Below are 20095 nucleotides of genomic sequence, written 5' to 3'. Positions count from 1 at the left end.
TCAGGTTAGAAATCCGCGTTTTGCCAACCACCACATATCAGCAATATAGGCTTCGGTGCTGAAATCCGGAGCCTGTTTCAACTGCTCCCATCCCTGAAACGACATGGCGGACCACAACAAATTTGTGGCACTGTCGACGGTCCAACCCGGTGCCAGATCTGCCTCGCGCTCGATCTGGTCAAAGGTCTGGCGAATCTCCGCGCGCAGGGCCTCCATCCGTTCTTGCCAGGCTGCATTGGCCTCGGCATCGGTGGCGCGCAAGGCCAACAATGCGCGGGCCATGCCTTGGATAATCTCCATCTGGTTGGCCCAAAACACCACCAGTTCTCGCAACTTATCACGGCCAGTCTCAGCCGCGCGATAAGGTTCAAGACGTCCGGTAATATTCTGTTTTTCATCGATAAACCGTGTTGTTGCGACCAACAGATCAGCGCGGTTTTCGAAATGCAGGTAAAGCGCCTGTCGCGACACGCCAGCGGTTTTGGCGATGTCGGACATGCGGACGCCTTTGCCCAAGTTGGCCTCGGTCAGCTGCCAGCAGGCGGTGAGGATCTTCTCGCGGGTATCGTTTTTTTCACTTGACATGATGTCAATGTATCTCAATGTTTACACGGCGTCAATTGACACAGTGTAAATGGACACAGTGTAAATAGACATCGTGTAAATAGACATCGTGTAAATGGGCACTCTGTCAAATTGTGGATGATTTTGATCGAAGGAGTGAGTGAAATGAAAGTGATCGTATTTGGCGCAACCGGCAGCCTCGGGCGGCATGTGGTCAAATCGCTGCTGGCCAAAGGGCACGCGGTGACCGGGTTTTCCCGTAGCGGGCAATGGGTTGAGGATGACGTGGCCGCAGGCCTCACGATGCTGCGCGGGGACGTGTTGAACCCGCTGCAAGTGGCCGAGGCGATCGATGGTCAGGATGCGGTTGTCTGTGCGCTTGGGGCTGGTATGCGCGGTGAAATTCGCACCAAGGGGACCGAAGTTATTGTGAACGCCATGTCAGATACCGGCGTTAAGCGGTTGATTTGCCTATCTTCTATGGGCGTTGGCGACAGTGAGCCGGTGCTGAATTTCTGGTGGCGTCGGGTGATGTTTGGCCTGCTGCTGCGCGCGGCATTTGCCGATCACCACAGCCAGGAAACGCTGGTTCGACAGTCAGATCTGGATTGGACCATTGTGCGCCCCGGTGCCTTTCAGGACGGTGATCCGCTCGGCGAATACCATGTGGGGGATCTGCGCGCGTTGCGGGGTAAATTGGCGTTGAAAATACGGCGTGCGGATGTGGCGGACTTTATGGCGCGTCAGATTGACAGTATGAATTTCCTGCATCAATCGCCGAGCCTGTCTTATTGAGTGAACCCGCAAGAAGACATGAAATCAAGGCGTTATCCGGCGCTTGTCAAATCGGGGTGCGCATAAGAAAACCCGCCGCGAGGTGCTGCGGCGGGTTTCATTATCTCAAAGCGTGGTGCTTAGAACGGGATTTCGTCGTCGTCGATGTTATGGGACGCGCCGCCACCTTGGGAGCCGCCGCCAAATCCGCTGCCGCCGCCCTGTGGGCCGCTGTCGTAGCCACCGCCACCGCCGTAGCCGCCGCCTTGGCCGCCACCGCCATAGTTATCGCCACCTTGGCCGCCACCCATGCCGCCGCCTTCACCGCGACCATCCAACATGGTCAGGGTCGAGCCAAAGCCCTGCAGAACGACCTCTGTGGAATAGCGATCCTGGCCGTTCTGGTCTTGCCATTTGCGGGTTTGCAGCTGGCCTTCGATGTAAACTTTGGAGCCTTTGCGCAGGTATTGCTCTGCAACGCGCACCAGACCTTCGGTGAAAATCGCCACCGAATGCCATTCAGTTTTCTCGCGGCGCTCACCGGTGTTGCGGTCTTTCCAAGTCTCGGATGTGGCGATCCGCAGGTTGCAAACTTTACCGCCATTCTGAAAGCTGCGCACCTCGGGGTCGCGGCCCAGATTGCCGATTATCATGACTTTGTTGAGAGATCCGGCCATCTTGGTCGTGTCCTTTATCATTAAGCTGTGCATACGAGATGCGTAAATCTTGTCCCGCGTCGAATCCCCTTCGTCGCGGTTTGAGCCATCCTATCTTTGTGCGTCCCCATATTAAAGCGACTGAGAGGCAAAAGAGAGATATCGGGTCTCGGATATGTGTTTGGCGATGATATGCCGACTGACTATTGCAGGCTTTAAAATTGCACAAAAATGTCTATAGTTGGCATAGGTTCGTGGGGAAACAGGGCGCCAAATATGCGTATGATGTTTGTGGGGGCGAGTGTCGCTTGCGCTTTGGTCGCAGAGACGGCTGTCGCGCAAAGCATTTCCAGCAAAAGTAGACGTGATCTGCTGGCGGCCCATACACGGGTCTTGGACGGGCGTGCGGCCAGCCAGTACAAAGGCTCGGATCGCTTGAAGCCCGAGAGCTACAGAATTGATCTGGCACCCAAAAATCTCCGCTATACCGGGAAATATCGTGGGCAGTATCTGAAAATTGCCCGCACCGTTGCGCGCCAGAATGGTATTCCAGAGGATCTGTTCCTGCGGCTTGTGCAACAGGAAAGCAATTGGAACCCCACAGCGCGATCCCACAAAGGAGCGCTTGGTCTGGCGCAGTTGATGCCAGCCACGGCCGCAACCCTTGGGGTGGATCCAACCGATCCCAAACAGAACTTGGAAGGCGGCGCCCGTTACCTGGCGCAACAATATCGCAAGTTCGGATCCTGGCGGCTGGCCCTTGCGGCCTATAACGCAGGTCCGGGAGCGGTTGAGAAATATGGTGGGGTGCCGCCGTATCAAGAAACCAAAAATTATGTGAAAAAGATCCTCGGCGGCTGATCAACCTGCCTTGGAGTTGGCGCGGTTCCGGCCTTTGGGCCGGTGCTGTGGGCTGTGCATTGTTTGGATCCCGTAAACAATTTGTTCACCAGGGTTAATGTCGCGTTAACGGCCTTTGGTTGCCATTAAGTTGCCTTAAAATTTGATGAAATCTAGCGCAGAAGTGGGAGAAAGACCGTGACTGCAAGAAGCTTTGATCAACGTTTGAACCAGATGCATTGGCAACCAACTGCGATTCCGTCGCAGAAGATTGTGGATGATGTTTTGGCACGTCGGGCTTCTGTGTCTTTGCGGGTTGAGTGGATCGTTGCCGGGATGGTCCTGGGCATGTTGATCGGTTTTGGCCTAAAGGGGACAATTGCGCCGGATGCGCCGTTTGGGGCGCATGCAGATACATTGGGCTACGTGGTGGGTGCCCTGTGTCTGTTGGCGGCGGCCGCATCAGCAAGCCTGGCCATCCTGGCCATTCCCCTGCACAAGAAACTGCCGCAGGTGTCGCAGTTCTCGCTGTCCAACCTGTTGATGATCATGGTGCTTTTGGTCAGCTGATTAGGTGGTCGCACGCGCCGCTTTGCGCAGGCGGCTTGGCGTCAGGCCTGTGTGCTGCGAAATGAACCGAGTGAAGTAGGCCGGGCTGCCAAAGCTGAGACGATTGGCGATGTCTTGTATAGGCGCATCGCTATAGGTCAGCAGGGATCGCGCGCAATGCAGCTGCCGTTCCGTCAGGAGATTTGCGGCGGTTTTGCCGGTCTCTGCTTTGCACACGCGGGTCAAATGGGTCGGGGTCACATCCAGTGCGTCCGCGTGATCCGACATTGTTGCGCCATCGCCAAACATCCGGGCCACACGCTCACAATAGGCGCGGCTAAGACGTTGCGCGGCTGTTGCGCGGGTCTTCTTGTTCTGTTGGACCGCAGTACGCTCAATCTCAATCAACAGGACCTGCGATAGCGCTTTCATTGCGTCCGGCCAGTTGTCCCGTTGTTCGCGCTGTTCCCGTTGCAGGCGCTCGATCATGAAATTGATGTAGGCCTGTTCCTGACTGTCGTTGACCCGGAGAAAAAACGCGGACTGATCGGCGCCGGACATGCTGTTGCGCGGCAAAAACAGACAGCTGCCGATACACTGACGCCCAAGATCAAGCGACCACAGCGCGCCGGCCGGAATGTAGAATAGATTATGCGGGCCAAAGCCGTGGCGTTTGCCATCCAACAGCACCCGACCTTGGCCGCGTGTGAGCCAAATCACCAAATCCTGCGCGCGATCGTGGCACAGCTCCACCTGCCAGGCGCCAACGGGCGACAGCTGGGACAGGGTTGTGACCTCGATCTCTGAAGGCGAAGAGGTTGGTGGAAGCATTCTAATCTGTTGGCATTCTTTTGTATTTCTTGATTGGATGCACATCGACATGAAAAATCGATTCTTGCAAGAACTCGGATTTAGTCGACATGCGGCGGACCGCATGCTCGCAGAAACGTGATCGCACATCAGCTGTCGGGGCGAAACACATCCCAGTTGGACATTTTGGATCTGAACCAGGTGCGCTGGCGCTTGGCAAATTGACGGGTCGCAACAGAGGCGCGTTCGCGGGCCGTATCCAGATCGATCACCCCGGTCACATAATCCATCAGCTCGGGCACGCCAATCGCCTTGCAGGAAGGGAGTTTGGGATCATAGCGGTCGCGCATGGCCTCGACCTCCTCCAGCGCTCCGGCGGCGACCATTTTGTCAAACCTTTGCCGGATCCGCTGTTCCAGCCAGTCTTTGTCTGAGTGCATCACAATCGCTGTGCAATGCTCCAGGTCCAAGGTCGGCGGCGGGGTATCGGCCTGCCAGTCGGCGAGGCTGCGCCCCGTGGCGCGCTGCACCTCCCAGGCGCGTTGCACCCGCATGCGGTTTTGCATGTCGATCCCGGCGGTGGTGACCGGGTCCAACCCATCGCGCAGAGTGTCCAGCGACAGCGCGTCGGCCTCTTGTCGGATATCGGGCGGGGTCGCTGGGATATCGGCCATGCCACGGGTCAGCGTTTGAAAATAAAGCCCGGTGCCCCCCACAATGATCGGACGTTGCCCGGTTTTGAGCAAAGCCTGCACATCGCGCAGCCAATGCCCGGCAGAATAGGGCTGATCAAATTCCACGTGACCATACAGCGCATGTGGCGCGCGGCTTTCCTCGTCTATTGACGGGCGCGCCGTCACCACCCGCCAGCAGTTGAAAATCTGGCTGGCATCGGCATTGACCACCACGCCGCCTTGCGACTCGGCAAATCGTAAGGCCAGATCGGATTTCCCCGACGCGGTGGGGCCAGCGATAAGAACTGGCAAGTCTGGATCGGTCTGGGGCAACATCATGTCGGGCTGTCCTGGGCAATGCCTGTGCATCTGCGTGTTTTTGCTGAAATGAAACCACTGACCGCATTGATCCTCGCGGCGAATTGCTTCATTTTGCGCTCAAATTAACCCCTACATCTTGTGGAGCGCAACATGCCCCTTACCTCGGACCAGCCGGATTTCTCTTCGGCAGTTAAATATAATCGCGTCATGTTGAAAATTTCAGGTGAGGCGCTGATGGGCGACCAGGGGTTTGGCCTGCACCCCCCGACCGTTCAACGCATCGCGAAGGAAGTCAAAATTGTCCACGACTTGGGAGTTGAGATCTGCATGGTGATCGGTGGCGGCAATATTTTCCGCGGGCTGTCTGGCTCGGCGCAAGGTATGGAACGCACCACGGCCGACTATATGGGTATGCTGGCGACGGTCATGAACGCGTTGGGCATGCAGTCCGCGCTGGAAGACGAGGGTGTCTTTACCCGGGTAATCTCCGCCATCCGCATGGATGAGGTGGCCGAGCCCTACATCCGCCGCCGCGCGGTGCGTCACCTGGAAAAGAAACGGGTCTGTATCTTTGCAGCGGGCACCGGTAACCCCTATTTCACAACCGATACTGCGGCGACTTTGCGTGCAAATGAAATGGCTTGCGAAGCGATCTTCATGGGCAAGAACGGCGTCGATGGCGTTTATGACAAAGACCCCAAGGAGCATTCCGACGCGGTGCGCTTTAATCACGTGTCTTATGATGATGTGCTGGCAAAACGCTTGAAGGTCATGGATGCCTCTGCCATTGCGCTGGCGCGGGACAACAACCTGCCGATCATCGTGTTCCCGCTGGATGAGCCGGGCGGGTTCAAAGGGATCCTGGCCGGGCAGGGCACCTATACCACGGTCCACAATTAATCAGCTGGTCCTGAGACGAAATTTGACAAAGCACGCCGGTCTTCGGCGTGTTTTTATACATTGAGAACAACGCCCCAAGTCGCATGATCGCTATACATTCATGTGCCTTTGGCGTAAGAGGCTTGAACAGACCGCCTCAAAGCAGGGGAGAGCAGAATGTCTGACGATTTTGAACTGGATACAGATGACCTGAAACGCCGTATGGATGGCGCGATGGCCAACCTTAGGACCGAATTCGCAAGTTTGCGGACCGGTCGGGGGTCCGCATCGATGCTGGACCCGGTGATGGTTGATGCCTACGGCTCGATGACGCCGATCAACCAGGTGGGCACCGTAAACGTGCCGGAACCACGGATGGTGACGGTTAACGTTTGGGACAAGGGCCTTGTTGGAAAAGTTGAAAAAGCAATCCGCGAATCTGGATTGGGGATCAACCCACAGCTCAACGGCACCATCATCATGCTACCGATCCCGGAGCTGAACGAAGAACGCCGTCGCGAGCTGAGCAAAGTGGCCGGCCAATACGCCGAACACGGGCGGGTTTCTGTGCGCAACGTGCGCCGGGACGGCATGGATCAGATCAAGAAGGCCAAAGCCGACGGCATGTCCGAGGACGATCAAAAGTTCTGGGAAGCCGAAGTGCAGGACCTGACCGACAAAATGATCAAAGCCGTCGATGATGCGCTAGAGAACAAGCAAACCGAAATCATGCAGGTCTGAGACCAGAGCATGGGTGTGAGTGAACCGAATGCGGGATCCGGCGACAGGCCGGGCCCGCGTCATGTTGCTATAATTATGGATGGCAACGGTCGATGGGCGCAAGCGCGCGGTCGGCCCCGGCTGTTTGGGCATCATGCCGGTGCCAAGAGAGTCCGTGAAATTGTTGAGTGCTGCCCCGATTTGGGGGTCAAATACCTTACTATATTTGCCTTTTCGACGGAAAACTGGAAACGAACCCAGGTTGAAGTTGCCGGCCTTATGAGTCTGTTTCGCCGTTATATTTCCAAAGAAATGAATGCGCTTGCGGCCCAGAATGTTCGGGTGCGCTTTATTGGTGATCGGGTGCGCTTGGATGCCAAGCTGATCGATCTGATGGACAAGTTGGAATGCAACACCGCAGGCAATGATGGCACCCATCTGACAATCGCCTTGAACTACGGTGGCCGCGATGAAGTCGCCCGTGCCACCAAACGTCTGGCGCAGGATGTTGCAGCGGGCAAGCTGGATCCCGAAAAGGTCGATGAAGAAACGCTGCCGCGCTATCTCGATACGCATGTCCTGCCGGACCCTGATCTGGTGGTCCGTACCAGCGGTGAGGCGCGGATTTCCAACTTTCTTTTGTGGCAGTCTGCTTATGCAGAATACGAATTCATCGACACGCTGTGGCCGGATTTCTCCAAGGAAGAACTGGGACGTCTGTGCACCAACTATGGCAAGCGTGACCGGCGATTTGGTGCGGTGAAAACATGACCGGTTCGTCGCGTTGGGCCGATCTTTGGCCGCGTTTTATCTCTGCCTTGGTGATGCTTGCGATTGCGGCGATTGCCATCTTGAGCGGTGGGATAGTCTTTAACGCTGTTATCGCGCTGATTTGTGGCGGTATTTTCTGGGAACTGGCGGCGATGTATTGGCCCGGGCAGGGCATGCGCGCGGTCAAACTGGGCACCATTGCGGGACTGGCGTTCTTTGCGTCGACCTTTTTGCCAGTTCTGTTGGCCGTGGCGGTGCTATTGTTGCCAATTGTGATCCTGGCGATTGAAGATCGGATGAAATTTGCCAAACCGCTGAGCCTGTTCGGGATCTGGATCATGCTTGCGGGGGTCGGCTTTGTCTGGCTGCGCAATGCGTTGAACGTCGATTGGCTGTTGTGGCTGGTCTGTGTTGTGGTCGCGACCGACGTAGCCGGATATTTCGCAGGTAAAATCATTGGCGGGCGCAAATTCTGGCCACGTGTCAGCCCCAAGAAAACCTGGTCCGGCACGTCCGCCGGTTGGGTGGCTGCGGCTTTGGTTGGGGCCGTGTTCACAGGACCGCTGGATCACGGTATTTTCCTGATCGTGCTGTCGGTTCTGATCTCCATGGCCAGTCAGGCCGGGGATGTGGCGGAGAGCGCGCTGAAACGGCAGCGCGGGGTCAAGGACTCCAGTGCGCTGATCCCGGGACATGGCGGGCTGTTTGATCGATTTGATGGTATGCTTGGTGCTTCGGCCCTGTTCCTGGGGCTGTTTGCACTGGCGAACCTATAGCCACGCGTGAATAAGGGCGGAGCTTGACGATGCGCAAACTATCCATTTTCGGAGCCACAGGCTCGATTGGTCAGAACACCATCGATCTGATCCGCCGCGCACCTGACGCCTATGATGTGGTAGCCCTAAGCGGCGGCACAAACATCGCGCAGCTGTCCAAAAACGCGATTGAGCTGAACGCCAAGATCGCCGTAACCGCCTTTCCTGATCAACTTGACGCTTTGCGCGATGCATTGGCGGGCACCGGTATCGAGGCCGCCGCTGGCGAAGCAGCGCTGGTGGAAGCCGCAAGCCGTCCCGCAGACTGGGTGATGTCCGCCATCGTGGGTGCGGCAGGTTTGAAACCGGGTTTGGCCGCGCTGGAGCAGGGCGCAACCCTTGCGCTGGCCAACAAGGAATCGCTGGTCTGCGCAGGCAAGCTATTGATGGAAACGGCGCAGCGCAACGCGGCAACCGTCCTTCCGGTCGACAGCGAGCATTCGGCGATTTTCCAGGGTCTTGTCGGCGAAGACATGGAAGCGGTGGAGCGTATCATCATCACGGCATCGGGCGGTGCCTTTCGCGATTGGCCCTTGGACCAACTGGCCGCGGCCACGGTGGAGCAAGCCTCGTCCCATCCAAATTGGAATATGGGGCAGCGGATCACGATCGACAGCGCGTCAATGTTCAACAAGGCGTTGGAAGTCATTGAAACCCGTGAGTTCTTTGGCGTGCGCCCCGAGCAGATCGAAGTCATCGTTCACCCGGAATCGCTGATCCATTCCATCGTTGGTTTTCGCGACGGGGCGATGATGGCGCATCTTGGCGCGCCGGATATGCGCCACGCCATTGGTTATGCGTTGCATTGGCCACAGCGGCAGGATCTCCCGGTTGAGCGGTTGGATCTGGCAAAAGTGGCAAGCCTCACCTTCAAAGCGCCCGAGGCCGCACGCTACCCGGCCCTTGCCCTTGCCTATGAGGTTATGGAGCGTGGCGGCTTGATGGGCGCTGTGTTTAACGCGGCCAAAGAACGGGCATTGGATCACTTCATTGCCAAGAAATTGGGTTTTCTCGATATGTCACATGTCGTTGCTGCGGTGATGGAGCGTATGGATGGCGAAAGTGGCCTCATTGATGCCCCAATGACCCTTGATAACGTGCTGCGCATTGACCATCTCGCGCGTAGGGCGGTGGATGACCTTGCGCCGGAACGGATAGGATAAGATTTTGGACGTCATTGGATTTTTGCCCCAGGTTGGCGGCTTGGCTTTCACAATTGTCACCTTTGTTGCGGTGCTGTCGGTGATTGTGGCGGTACATGAATATGGCCACTACATCGTTGGCCGCTGGTCTGGCATCCATGCTGAGGTTTTCTCGCTCGGGTTTGGTCCCGTGTTGTGGAGCCGGATGGACAAACGGGGCACCCGCTGGCAGATCGCCGCGCTGCCGTTTGGCGGATATGTGAAATTCCTGGGCGATGCCAATGCCGCCTCTGGCAAAGACGAAGAGGCGATGGCCGCCGCCGAAGGCGACGTCGTGGAAATGCGCCGCACCATGCATGGCGCCCCGCTTTGGGCGCGCAGTGCCACGGTGGCGGCTGGTCCGGTCTTTAACTTTATCCTGTCGGCCATCATCTTTTGCGCCATTCTTTTGTCCGAAGGCACCATCCGCGAACCCTTGGGTGTTGGCTCGGTCGTGCCTTTGCCCGGCATTCAGAACGAGCTGCAAGAAGGCGATGAAATCCTTGAAATTGCAGGCCAAGCGGTGCCGTCCTTTAGCGACAGCGCCGCCTGGAGCAGCTTTACGGAAGCGCTGCCCGTTGGTGATCACCTGACCTATACCGTCCGCCGTGATGGCGCCGTTCAAGAAGTATCAGGCCCGGTTCTGTCGCCGCCTTACGTGCGGTCGATCGCGCCGCGCAGTGCGGCCTCTGACATCGGCATTCAGTCGGGCGACGTGATCACTGGTGTCGATGGACAGCCCATCTATGCGTTTTCGCAACTGAAAGAGCTGGTCGAAGGCGGAGAGGGCAAAGTGCTGTTGCTGGACATCTGGCGCGACGGTCAGACGATGGAATTCGCACTGGCACCACGCGCTACCGACGAGCCGCAACCAGACGGCGGTTTTGCCACCCAATGGCGGATTGGCATTGTCGGCGGCATGGCGTTTGATCCCGCAACCGAATCTATGGGGTTCACCGATGCGCTTTGGGGCGGTGTGCGCCAGGTCTATGCGGTGATCGAGATGTCGCTGTCCGGTTTGAAGCATATGATTTCCGGTGCCATCAGCACCTGCAACCTGTCTGGCCCGATTGGCATTGCCGAGACCTCGTCATCCATGGCCAAACAAGGCGGCGAAAGCTTCCTGCGGTTTATCGCAATTATCTCAACTGCGGTTGGTCTGATGAACCTCTTTCCGGTGCCTGCACTGGATGGCGGGCATCTGGTATTTTACGCCTATGAGGCCGTGGTTGGCCGGCCGCCGCATGATCGTGCGTTGCAGATTCTAATGACGGTTGGAATTGCGATGGTTCTGTCGATGATGGTCTTTGCCCTGGGTAACGATATCTTCTGTTAACCATTATGTAATTTCGAGTGTGGCGGCCCGGTGGCTGCCCCACTCTTGCCCTATTGTCGGTTTATCCTTTGTTAATACCCAAAGGACGAATGGGAATCGGGGATCACATGAGCACTGCAGCACTTTCATACCGTGGCTTTGACCTACTGCTACGCCTCAATATGGATCGGTTTGTCTGGGTTCTGACAATTGCCATTTCCCTGACAGTGGCCGCATATTTCGCCGGATCCCACTGACCGGCCCGGCAGGGGCCGCGCGCAAGTTCCCTACATAGACGTAAATACGAAACAAATGACCCGCGAAAGCGGGTTAATGTTTGGTTAGTTTTGACAACGGCTTTCAAACCCGATACGCACTTTTTAAAAGCAGTGATAATTGGGTTTGAGAGATGGCAAGGGGTTTTTCGGCGGGAACATCCTGTGTGGGAGGGGTTAAACGCTCCAACATTTTGTTCCGCAACGTATCTGCGGTGGCATTGTCGGTGGCGCTTGGTTTGGCCGCAACGCCCAACTTTGTTTCAGCGCAAAGCTTCCAGTTTAACAACGTTCGGGTGGAGGGGAACCAACGGATCCAGACCTCGACCATCGTTGCCTATACCGGATTGGAGCAGGGGAGTGCAGTCTCCGCAGGCGAGCTGAACGACGCCTACCAGCGCATCCTGGACAGCGGTGTGTTTGAGACGGTCGAACTGGTCCCAAGCGGTAATACGCTGGTGATCAAAGTCACCGAATTCCCGACCATCAGCCAGATCGCGTTTGAGGGCAATCGACGCCTGAAAGACGACGCGCTGCGTGAAATCGTCGAATCCGCGCCACGCCGTGTGTTCAACCCAGAGACCGCCGAACGGGACGCGGACTTGATCGCAGAGCTCTACAGCGCCCGTGGTCGGATCGCTTCGCAAGTGACGCCGCGCATCATCCGCCGCAGCGACAACCGTGTCGATCTGGTGTTTGAAATCGCCGAAGGTGACACCACCGAAGTTGAGCGCGTCTCCTTTGTGGGCAACCGCCAATTCTCGGACCGCCGTTTGCGCCGCGTGCTTGAGACCAAGCAGGCGAACTTCCTGAGGACCTTTATCAACCGCGATACGCTTGTTCAGGACCGTCTTGAGTTCGACAAGCAGGTGCTGCGTGACTTCTATCTGTCCCGTGGCTACGTGGATTTCCGCGTCAACAGCGCCAATGCCGAACTGACCCCGGAACGCGATGGCGTGTTCCTGGTGGTTGATGTGACCGAAGGTCAGCAGTTCAAGTTTGGCAATGTCTCGGTTGTCAGCGAAATTCCCGAAGCCGACGCGGATTATTATCAACGCGCCATTCGTGTGAAGCCGGGTGTGGTCTATAACCCTGCGTTGGTTGACTCCGAGATGGTCAAGTTGGAGCGCCTGGCCGTGCGTCAGGGCATCGACTTTATGCGAGTTGAACCACGTATCGTGCGCAACGACCGCGATCTGACCCTGGATCTGGAGCTTGCCCTGGTACGCGGGCCACGGATCTTTGTTGAGCGGATCGATATCGAAGGCAACACCACGACGCTGGACCGGGTGATCCGCCAGAAGTTTCGCACCGCGGAGGGCGACCCCTATAACCCTCGTGAAATTCGTGAAACGGCCGAACGTATCCGTGCCCTTGGGTTCTTCTCCGATTCCAATGTGGATGTGCGGGAAGGTTCGACCGAAGATCAGGTTATTGTCGATGTCGACGTGGTCGAGCAGCCAACCGGCTCGCTGTCCATCGGTGGTGCATTCTCCGCCGAAGATGGTATCGGCGTTGTTCTGGGCTTGAGCGAGAACAACTTCCTGGGTCGTGGCCAGCGTCTGTCGCTGAACTTGTCGACCGCCGAAGAAAACCAAGAATACTCTGTCAGCTTCACCGAGCCACATCTGTTGGGCCGGGATCTGCAGCTGGATCTGGACTTTGGTCTTGCCACTTCAGACTCCAGCTTTGCGTCTTATGACACCGAACGTGTGTTCTTTAGCCCGGCGATCAGCTTTGCACTCAATGGATACTCCAATCTGAGCCTGCGCTACACTTGGGACAACACGGAACTGCAATCGCGTGGTGAGGATAGCCTGGGTAATCCGGTGTCCGGTCCTGTGATCAGCAATGAAATCGGCTTTGGCGAACGTGCTGCCAGCTCGGTTGGGTTTACTTATACCTTTGACAGCCGTCTGGAAGAGATTGATCCGACGCGCAGCTTCCTGTTCGAAGTTGGCGCTGACTATGCTGGTCTGGGTGGGGATTCTGAATACATCCGAAGCACCGCTCGGATCGTGGCCGAGAAGAGGATCTTTAACGAAGAAGTCACCCTGCGGGCCACGGTAGAGGCAGGTGCCTTCCAGTGGCAGGGCGGTGATTTCAGCCGGACGACGGATCGTTTCTTGCTGGGCCCGAACCAGCTACGTGGCTTTGACCCCAACGGTATTGGCCCTAGGGATATTTCGTCTTCGAACGGAACCAGCTACACGGACTCTTTGGGCGGAAACTACTTTGCGGTTGCCCGGTTTGACGCGGAATTCCCGCTGGGTCTGCCCGAAGAACTCGGTCTGCGCGGTGGCCTGTTCTACGACATCGGCAACGTCTGGGGGCTGAATGATGTTGATACATCAGGTGGAACAATTGTTGGCCGTGAAGGCTCCTATCGTCATGTTATCGGTTTCTCTCTCTTGTGGACAACAGCCATTGGCCCGCTGCGGTTCAACTTCTCCAAGCCGATTTCGAGCGAAGAGTTTGACCAAGAACGCAACTTTGACCTGACGTTGCAAGCGCGGTTCTAACTTGTTGATGCTGAAACATGTCACAGCTTTTGTGATGTCTGGGGCGGTCCTTTTGGGGGCCGCCTCTGATCTTGCATGGGCCCAGTCCGCGCCATTTGCGCCCGGTCTGCCACAGGGGCAGCGACCCCAGTTTGGTGTGCCCCTCAGCGGTGTTTTGACCTTGCGCTCCGACGTGATGTTCAACGAAAGCGCCTTTGGCCGCCGTGTTGCCCAGGAAATCGAAGCCGAAGGCGCGGTTCTGACCGCTGAAAACCGTCGGATCGAAGCTGAACTGCGCGCCGAAGAACAAGAGCTGACCGAACGTCGCAAATCCATGGCACCTGATGACTTTCGCCGTCTTGCGGATGCGTTTGACCAAAAGGTGCAGGAAATCCGGCGGGTCCAGGACACCAAGCTGGAAGAAATAAACCGTATGGGCGAAGATGCGCGGCGCGAATTCCTCGCGGTCTCGTTGCCCATCCTGCAAGAAATCATGCGTGAGGCAGGTGCCGGGGCGATTTTGGAGAAATCCTCAGTGCTGCTCAGCGCCGAGGCCGCTGATATTACCCAACTAGCGGTCCAACGTGTCGATGCCATTCTGGGCGATGGGCGCCCGTCTGAGGATAGCGGCAAATAAGCCCGCTGCCGCTTGCTCAAAGCTCCATCCCTTGTTACCCACATGCCAAGTCACCAAGAAAAACAGGACGCAATTCCCATGACCGCCGATCTCAAAAGCGCCGATATCCACCTGATCCAGCGGATCCTGCCGCATCGTTATCCCTTTCTTCTGGTTGATAAAGTCGTGGACATCGATGGCTACAGCTCTGCGCGCGGCATCAAGAATGTCACCATGAACGAGCCGCATTTTCAGGGCCATTTCCCCGGCACCCCGATCATGCCAGGCGTGACAATTGTCGAAGCCATGGCGCAGACGGCTGGTGTGATGCTGGGCGTTGGCATGGATATGATCGACACTGAGCTGTTGATCTACTTCATGAACATCGACAAATGTAAATTCCGCCGCAAAGTTGTGCCCGGTGACGTTCTGGAAATGAACGTAACCACCACACGCGGTAAAATGGGCGGTAAGATTTTCAAATTCCACGGTGTTGCAACCGTTGATGGTGAGGTCGCAGCCGAAGCGGACTTCACCGCAATGGTCGACCGTCAGGAAGGGTAATCGCGATGACAAACATCCACCCCAGCGCCATTATCGAACCAGGTGCCAAAATCGGTGACGGCTGTGAAATCGGCCCGTTCTGCATCGTAGGAGCCGAGGCCGAACTGGCCGAACGGGTGGTTTTGAAATCGCATGTCGTGATCACCGGTGACACCAAGATTGGCGAAGACACGGTTGTTTTCTCCTTCTCGGTCATTGGTGAGATCCCGCAAGATCTGAAGTTCAAGGGTGAGACCTGCAGCACCGTGATCGGTGCGCGCAACCGTATCCGCGAACATGTGACCATCAATGCCGGCACCGAAGGTGGCGGTGGCGTAACGCGCATCGGCGATGACGGTCTGTTAATGGCCGGGTGTCACATCGCGCATGACGCGCAGGTTGGCGATCGGGTGATCGTGGTGAACTCAGCGGCTGTCGCCGGCCATTGTGTGCTGGAAGATGACGTGATCATCGGCGGTCTGTCTGGCATTCACCAATGGGTTCGCATCGGGCGTGGCGCGATTATTGGCGCCGTGACCATGGTGACCAATGACGTGATCCCCTATGGTCTAGTGCAGGCGCCACGCGGTGAATTGGACGGCCTGAACCTTGTTGGATTGAAACGTCGCGGTGTCAAACGCGCCGATATCACCGCGTTGCGGGCTGCTTTTCAGATGTTGGCGCAGGGTGAGGGCACCTTCCAGGAACGCGCTCGCCGCTTGGGGGATGAAACCGACAGCGCCTATGTCGAAGAGATCGTCGCCTTTATCACCGGCGTGTCTGATCGTTCCTTCCTTACGCCGGGAGGCTAGACCATGATTGCGCTTATCGCTGGGCGCGGGGCTTTGCCGCGCGAAATCGTTGCAAATCTGCCGGTGCAGCCGTTGGTTTGTGCGATGCTGGGCTCGGAACCGGATGAGGTTCAGCCTGATCTGACCTTTCGCTTTGAACAGCTTGGCAGTTTTCTGGCTGAGCTGAAAAATCGCGGTGTGACTGAGATCTGCATGGCGGGCGCTGTCAGCCGCCCGTCGGTGGATCCCGCCGCAATCGACGCTGCAACCTTGCCCATGATCCCGATCCTACAAGCCGCTTTGGCCCAAGGGGACGACGGAGCCCTGCGCGCGATCATCTTGGTGATGGAAGACGCGGGTTTCACCGTGCGCGCCGCGCATGAGATTGCGCCTGATCTGTTGATGACCGATGGGGTCTACACCAAGGTCCAGCCGGGCGAGCTTGATAAACCTGACGCCGCACGGGGTGCTGCGGTTGTGGGAGCAATGGCCGCAGTCGATGTGGGCCAGTCCTGCGCCGTTCGCAGCCATCAGGTGATTGCGGTGGAAAATGCCTTTGGCACCGATTGGATGCTACAAAGCCTGGTCGAACGGCCAGACGGGCAGGGTGGTTTGCTGTTCAAAGCGCCCAAACCCGGCCAGGATCGCCGCGCGGATCTACCCACCATTGGGCCCGACACCGTTGTCGCAGCCGCGTCTGCCAAACTCTCTGGCATTGTGATCGAGGCCGGCGGCGTGATTGTCCTGGACCGGGCCGAGGTGATTGCCAATTGCGACCGTCTGAGCCTGTTTTTCTGGGTGCGGGCATCGTGAGCCTTCGGGTCTTTATCCTGGCGGGTGAGCCCTCCGGAGACAGATTGGGCGGCGCCTTGATGGCGGGGTTGAAACACTTGGCGCCGGGCGTGACATTTGACGGAATTGGCGGTCCGTTGATGCAAGAACAGGGGCTGGTCTCTCGCTTTGCTATGGACGAGTTGTCGGTCATGGGCATCGCCGAAGTGCTGCCCAAGTATCGCCACCTGAAACGCCGTATTCGGGAAACCGCCGAAGCAGTCATTGCCAGCCAGCCCGATGTGATGATCACCATCGACAGCCCGGATTTTTCCCTGCGGGTCGCGAAACTGGTGAAAGAGGCCTCGGATGTGCGCACAGTGCACTACGTGGCCCCGTCGGTCTGGGCCTGGCGGCCGAAACGCGCGACCAAGATGGCCCAATGCATCGACCATGTTCTGGCGCTTTTACCGTTTGAGCCGCCCTATATGCAGGCCGCTGGGATGGATTGTGACTTTGTGGGTCACCCCGTGGTGAATGAGCCACTGGCCACATCGGACGAGATTACCGCCTTTCGCACGGCGTTCGACCTCGGCGATGCGCCGTATCTGGTGGCCTTGCCCGGATCACGCCGGTCAGAGGTCGGTCGGCTCGCTCCGGTGTTTGGTGAGGCGGTGCAGAATTTTGTTCTGCAACACCCCGACATGCGTGTGGTTGTGCCAGCCGCCGCGCCCGTGGCGCAGCTGGTGCGGGAAAATCTGCAAAACTGGCCGCGAAATACTGTGCTTGTGGATCCCAACCTCTTGGATGCCGAGACCGCCAAGGCGCATAAGCGCGCAGCCTTTGCCGGTGCGGATCTGGCGCTTGCAGCGTCGGGCACCGTGTCACTGGAGCTGGCGCAGGCACAAACGCCCATGGTCATTGCCTATACATTCAAATGGCTCACCTGGCAGCTCATGAAGCGTATGGCGCTGATCGACACTGTGACCTTGGTCAATCTGGTCAGCGACACCCGTGTAGTGCCTGAATGTCTTGGTCCTGCCTGCGCGCCAGATCAGATCACCGCGCAGCTCAGCGCCGTGTTATCAAACCCCAACGGACAATTGGACGCTATGGCGCTGACAATGGAGCGTCTGGGCCAGGGTGGTGAAGCACCGGGGCTTCGCGCGGCACAGGCGGTTTTGCACCGCCTGCCTGCATAATGCACATTTAATAGCCGCGCCAAATCCAGCCGCCGCCAAAGATGCGGCTGCTTTCGCCTGAATAAAACACACAAGCCTGACCGGGGGAGACGCCTTCCTCGGCCACCATCAGTTCAACCTCGGCCTCGGTCTCGGAAATCGGGCGGATGATCGCCTCGCGAGGTGGACGTGTGGACCGTACCCTGACCTTGAGATGCCATTCTTTGCGCGACATGAAAGGCTCATCACCCAGCCAGTTGATCTCACGCACGGGAATTTTGCGGGTGGCCAGCAGGTCTTTGGGGCCGACAACGACCTGTTTCTTGTCCACATCCAGCTTCACCACATAGAGCGGCTCGCTGAGCCCACCGATGCCCAGGCCGCGCCTCTGACCGATGGTATAGTGGATGACACCGTTATGCGCGGCCAACACGCGGCCGTCTGCATGTACAATGTCGCCAGGTTCCGCAGCGCCAGGGCGCAGCTTCTCGATCACGCTGGCATAGTTGCCGTCGGGCACAAAACAGATGTCCTGGCTGTCGGGCTTGTCTGCAACCGCCAGACCATATTGCGCCGCCAATTCGCGGGTTGCGTCTTTGGACGGCAAATGGCCAAGCGGAAAGCGCAAATATGCCAATTGATCCGGTGTGGTGGAGAACAGGAAATAGCTTTGATCGCGATTTGCATCCTCGGCACAATGAAGTTCCGGCCCGTTTTGCCCATCCATGCGCTGGATGTAATGTCCAGTAGCCATGCAGTCGGCGTCCAGATCTTTGGCGGTTTCCAACAGGTCCTTAAATTTCACCCGTTCATTGCAACGAATGCAGGGAACCGGCGTCGCGCCGCCCAAATAGCTGTCCGCGAACTCATCAATCACCGCATCTTTAAAAATGTTCTCATAATCCAGAACGTAATGCGGGAATCCCCGTTCCTCGGCGACTCGGCGTGCATCGTGGATATCGATGCCCGCACAACAGGCACCTTTTTTCACCAATGCGGCGCCGTGGTCATAAAGCTGCAGGGTGACGCCAACCACGTCAAACCCTTGATCTGCAAGGTAAGCTGCCACTACGGAGCTGTCGACGCCGCCCGACATGGCAACCACCACTCGGGTTTCCGAGGGCGGTTTGGCGAACCCCAAAAGGTTCACAGGGTGATCGGTATCCAGCGCCATTTGGCGACTCCTTTAGGTCAAGGGGGCAGGCGTCGCAGAATATAGGAAAATCCTAACGACTCTCAAGGGGCGTGGTTCATGTATCGTTAAACCTAAGCTGTGAACTTTCCCTTCGGACCAGAACTATGAATATCCGTAAGGGGATAGGGCCATGTTTTTAAAGAAAGTGGACGGACCTCGTGCTGTTACCCTTCCAGACGGGACTGTTATGACGCGGGCGGATCTTCCGCCAGAAACCACACGCCGGTGGGTCGCCTCCCGCAAGGCGGCGGTGGTGCGTGGGGTGTTGTATGGGCTATTGCCGCAATCAGAAGCGCTGCGCCGTTACAACCTGAGCGAAGAGGAGTTTCGCAGCTGGATCGCAGCCGTTGCGGACCACGGCGAAGAGGCGTTGAAAACCACGCAGCTTAAAAAGTTCAGAAAACAGTAGAAAAAAAATTTGTCGTACCTGAATTTTAAGAATTCACAATTATGGTAACGACGCGTTAACCTTTTTGCATCACGGTTAATTCAACCTGAGGGAAACAGATACAGGCGGAGAACTTCATATGCGTATTCTTCTGGTCGAGGATGATCCAACCACGGCAAAAAGCATCGAATTGATGCTCACACATGCGAACCTGAACGTCTATACGACGGATCTGGGTGAGGAAGGGATCGACCTCGCAAAGCTGTACGATTACGATTTGATCCTGTTGGATCTTGGCTTGCCAGACATGAATGGCCACGAGGTACTGCGCCAGTTGCGTATGGCCCGAATTGAAACACCGATCCTGATCCTGTCAGGCGCGGATGACACTGAAAACAAAATCAAAGGTTTTGGCTTCGGCGCAGATGACTACCTGACCAAGCCCTTCCATCGCGAAGAGCTGGTGGCGCGGATCCATGCGATCATTCGCCGCTCCAAAGGGCATTCGCAGTCGATCATCAAGACCGGAAAAATCGCGGTTAACCTGGATGCCAAAACGGTTGAAGTGGACAACAAGACTGTTCACCTGACCGGCAAGGAATACCAGATGCTGGAGCTTCTGTCCCTGCGCAAAGGCACCACACTGACCAAGGAAATGTTCCTGAACCACCTTTATGGCGGTATGGACGAGCCGGAACTGAAGATCATCGACGTATTCATCTGTAAGTTGCGCAAGAAATTGAGCACCGCAACAGGTGGCGAAAACTACATCGAAACGGTCTGGGGGCGTGGCTACGTTTTGCGGGACCCGCAGGAAAACCAAATCTTGGATGACAACCGGATGGCCGTTGGCGCCTGAAGGGAAGAGGATTTGGCGCCCGAATAGCGCTTGATTGCAATGGCCCGGGGGATCACCCCGGGCTTTTTGTTTTTTACTCGACCTGACCGAATTTGCGCCCTATCAC

The 20095-nt window shown here is 57.0% G+C and carries 23 protein-coding genes; 18 read left to right on the top strand and 5 right to left on the bottom strand.

Annotated elements, in window-relative coordinates; translation table 11 throughout:
• Positions 1–585 carry a TetR/AcrR family transcriptional regulator gene (locus tag KMP13_RS19700; RefSeq protein ID WP_215267739.1) on the bottom strand — a complete coding sequence of 195 codons (585 nt, stop codon included), beginning with the start codon at positions 583–585 and terminating at the stop codon, positions 1–3.
• A 144-nt stretch (positions 586–729) separates the two neighbouring features.
• Here KMP13_RS19700 and KMP13_RS19695 point away from each other — a divergent pair, with 144 nt between their 5' ends.
• On the top strand, positions 730–1359 hold the full coding sequence (locus tag KMP13_RS19695) for an NAD(P)-dependent oxidoreductase (RefSeq protein ID WP_215267738.1): 630 nt from the start codon (positions 730–732) through the stop codon (positions 1357–1359).
• 119 nt (positions 1360–1478) lie between these two features.
• On the opposite strand, the gene ssb is transcribed toward KMP13_RS19695, so the two are convergent.
• Positions 1479–2015, bottom strand: a complete 537-nt coding sequence (gene ssb / locus KMP13_RS19690) for a single-stranded DNA-binding protein (RefSeq protein WP_215267737.1) — start codon at positions 2013–2015, stop codon at positions 1479–1481.
• A gap of 255 nt (positions 2016–2270) precedes the next feature.
• On the opposite strand from ssb, the gene KMP13_RS19685 reads away from it, so the two are divergent.
• Positions 2271–2855 carry a lytic transglycosylase domain-containing protein gene (locus KMP13_RS19685; RefSeq protein WP_215267736.1) on the top strand — a complete coding sequence of 195 codons (585 nt, stop codon included), beginning with the start codon at positions 2271–2273 and terminating at the stop codon, positions 2853–2855.
• 177 nt (positions 2856–3032) lie between these two features.
• The gene (locus KMP13_RS19680; protein ID WP_215267735.1) at positions 3033–3404 is read left to right on the top strand and encodes a hypothetical protein; all 372 of its coding nucleotides are present in this window, start codon (positions 3033–3035) and stop codon (positions 3402–3404) included.
• Here the strand turns inward: KMP13_RS19680 and KMP13_RS19675 are convergent, their stop codons facing one another.
• Positions 3405–4214 carry an AraC family transcriptional regulator gene (locus KMP13_RS19675; protein ID WP_215267734.1) on the bottom strand — a complete coding sequence of 270 codons (810 nt, stop codon included), beginning with the start codon at positions 4212–4214 and terminating at the stop codon, positions 3405–3407.
• 128 nt (positions 4215–4342) lie between these two features.
• Positions 4343–5206 carry a tRNA (adenosine(37)-N6)-dimethylallyltransferase MiaA gene (miaA, locus tag KMP13_RS19670; RefSeq protein WP_215267733.1) on the bottom strand — a complete coding sequence of 288 codons (864 nt, stop codon included), beginning with the start codon at positions 5204–5206 and terminating at the stop codon, positions 4343–4345.
• A gap of 132 nt (positions 5207–5338) precedes the next feature.
• Between miaA and pyrH the strand changes: the two genes are divergently transcribed.
• The 13 genes from pyrH (at position 5339) to lpxB (ending at position 17568) form a co-directional block, all read left to right on the top strand.
• Positions 5339–6088 carry a UMP kinase gene (pyrH, locus tag KMP13_RS19665; RefSeq protein ID WP_215267732.1) on the top strand — a complete coding sequence of 250 codons (750 nt, stop codon included), beginning with the start codon at positions 5339–5341 and terminating at the stop codon, positions 6086–6088.
• 156 nt (positions 6089–6244) lie between these two features.
• Positions 6245–6808, top strand: a complete 564-nt coding sequence (gene frr, locus KMP13_RS19660; protein WP_215267731.1) for a ribosome recycling factor — start codon at positions 6245–6247, stop codon at positions 6806–6808.
• Positions 6809–6817: 9 nt separating this feature from the next.
• Complete coding sequence (locus KMP13_RS19655) at positions 6818–7558, top strand: isoprenyl transferase (RefSeq protein WP_215267730.1); 741 nt, start codon at positions 6818–6820, stop codon at positions 7556–7558.
• Positions 7555–8334, top strand: a complete 780-nt coding sequence (locus KMP13_RS19650; protein ID WP_215267729.1) for a phosphatidate cytidylyltransferase — start codon at positions 7555–7557, stop codon at positions 8332–8334. Before KMP13_RS19655 ends, KMP13_RS19650 begins: the two co-directional genes overlap by 4 nt.
• A gap of 29 nt (positions 8335–8363) precedes the next feature.
• The gene (dxr, locus tag KMP13_RS19645) at positions 8364–9536 is read left to right on the top strand and encodes a 1-deoxy-D-xylulose-5-phosphate reductoisomerase (protein WP_215267728.1); all 1173 of its coding nucleotides are present in this window, start codon (positions 8364–8366) and stop codon (positions 9534–9536) included.
• A 4-nt stretch (positions 9537–9540) separates the two neighbouring features.
• A complete protein-coding gene (gene rseP / locus KMP13_RS19640) occupies positions 9541–10890 on the top strand; it encodes an RIP metalloprotease RseP (protein WP_215267727.1) in 1350 nt (449 codons plus the stop codon).
• Between the two features lie 107 nt (positions 10891–10997).
• On the top strand, positions 10998–11126 hold the full coding sequence (locus tag KMP13_RS20880; RefSeq protein ID WP_285895576.1) for a hypothetical protein: 129 nt from the start codon (positions 10998–11000) through the stop codon (positions 11124–11126).
• A gap of 152 nt (positions 11127–11278) precedes the next feature.
• A complete protein-coding gene (gene bamA / locus KMP13_RS19635; RefSeq protein WP_215267726.1) occupies positions 11279–13666 on the top strand; it encodes an outer membrane protein assembly factor BamA in 2388 nt (795 codons plus the stop codon).
• A 7-nt stretch (positions 13667–13673) separates the two neighbouring features.
• A complete protein-coding gene (locus tag KMP13_RS19630) occupies positions 13674–14282 on the top strand; it encodes an OmpH family outer membrane protein (RefSeq protein WP_251363969.1) in 609 nt (202 codons plus the stop codon).
• 78 nt (positions 14283–14360) lie between these two features.
• Complete coding sequence (gene fabZ, locus KMP13_RS19625; RefSeq protein ID WP_215267725.1) at positions 14361–14825, top strand: 3-hydroxyacyl-ACP dehydratase FabZ; 465 nt, start codon at positions 14361–14363, stop codon at positions 14823–14825.
• A gap of 5 nt (positions 14826–14830) precedes the next feature.
• Entirely contained in the window at positions 14831–15616 is a 786-nt protein-coding gene (gene lpxA, locus KMP13_RS19620) for an acyl-ACP--UDP-N-acetylglucosamine O-acyltransferase (RefSeq protein ID WP_215267724.1), read from the top strand.
• A gap of 3 nt (positions 15617–15619) precedes the next feature.
• Positions 15620–16408 (top strand): LpxI family protein, encoded by a 789-nt coding sequence (locus KMP13_RS19615; protein ID WP_215267723.1) that lies wholly within the window; start codon positions 15620–15622, stop codon positions 16406–16408.
• The gene (gene lpxB / locus KMP13_RS19610) at positions 16405–17568 is read left to right on the top strand and encodes a lipid-A-disaccharide synthase (protein WP_215267722.1); all 1164 of its coding nucleotides are present in this window, start codon (positions 16405–16407) and stop codon (positions 17566–17568) included. Before KMP13_RS19615 ends, lpxB begins: the two co-directional genes overlap by 4 nt.
• A 7-nt stretch (positions 17569–17575) precedes the next feature.
• Here lpxB and mnmA read toward each other — a convergent pair whose 3' ends face one another.
• Positions 17576–18721, bottom strand: a complete 1146-nt coding sequence (gene mnmA, locus KMP13_RS19605) for a tRNA 2-thiouridine(34) synthase MnmA (protein WP_215267721.1) — start codon at positions 18719–18721, stop codon at positions 17576–17578.
• A gap of 151 nt (positions 18722–18872) precedes the next feature.
• Between mnmA and KMP13_RS19600 the strand changes: the two genes are divergently transcribed.
• Together KMP13_RS19600 and ctrA are read left to right on the top strand one after the other, a co-directional pair.
• Entirely contained in the window at positions 18873–19151 is a 279-nt protein-coding gene (locus tag KMP13_RS19600) for a DUF1153 domain-containing protein (RefSeq protein WP_215267720.1), read from the top strand.
• 118 nt (positions 19152–19269) lie between these two features.
• Entirely contained in the window at positions 19270–19989 is a 720-nt protein-coding gene (ctrA, locus tag KMP13_RS19595; RefSeq protein WP_215267719.1) for a response regulator transcription factor CtrA, read from the top strand.
• Positions 19990–20095 lie beyond the last annotated feature (106 nt).

This window comes from Epibacterium ulvae, from assembly GCF_018678075.1.
GTDB classification, from domain to species: domain Bacteria; phylum Pseudomonadota; class Alphaproteobacteria; order Rhodobacterales; family Rhodobacteraceae; genus Epibacterium; species Epibacterium ulvae_A.
This window is presented reverse-complemented; position numbering and strand designations above follow the sequence as displayed.